This window comes from Mesorhizobium sp. M1A.F.Ca.IN.020.06.1.1 (assembly GCF_004023265.1).
Classification (GTDB): Bacteria; Pseudomonadota; Alphaproteobacteria; order Rhizobiales; family Rhizobiaceae; genus Mesorhizobium.
Genome location: NZ_RZSR01001721.1, coordinates 1 through 547, shown reverse-complemented (window position 1 = coordinate 547; position 547 = coordinate 1). Strand labels below are relative to the sequence as shown.

Sequence of the window (547 nt, the reverse complement as noted above, 5' to 3'; positions counted from 1 at the left end):
GGACTGCGCCGCGCCGTGCGCCGCGCGTCGGCGAAAAGCATCAGCGCCAGGAGCCCGAGCGTTTCCGGCTCATCCGGGATCAGCGACGCGACCAGCCGGCCGAGCCAGATGCCTTCCGTAGCCAGGTTGCGTCGGCGCGTCTCGGTGCCGGCCGGATCCGACCAGCCCTCGGCGAATGTGGCGTAAATCGCTTCCAGCACCGCATCGAGCCGCTCGCCGAGCTCGGCCCGCTCCGGTACCCGGAAGGGGATGGCGGCCTCGCGGATGCGGCTCTTGGCGCGCACCAGGCGCTGGCCCATCGTCGTCGGCGAGACCAGAAAGGCCGAGGCGATGGTTGCGGCGTCGAAGCCAAGCACGGTCTGCAGGATCAGCGGCGCGCGTACGCTGGCCTCGATCGCCGGATGTGCGCAGGCAAACATCAGCCTCAGCCGCTCGTCGGGCAAATCCTCGTGCGTCATGCGCGCCTCCGCCTCTTCGGCAATCAGCTGCAGGTGGCCGCGGGCCGCCTCGCCGGTCAGCCGACGCCGTGCGGCGGCGCGCCACAGCC

Annotated in this window: 1 protein-coding gene; it reads right to left on the bottom strand. The window is 71.7% G+C overall.

The window, feature by feature from the left end:
• Positions 1–547: DUF6596 domain-containing protein (locus EOA60_RS36540; protein WP_348632761.1), on the bottom strand; the 547-nt coding region annotated here is incomplete at both ends.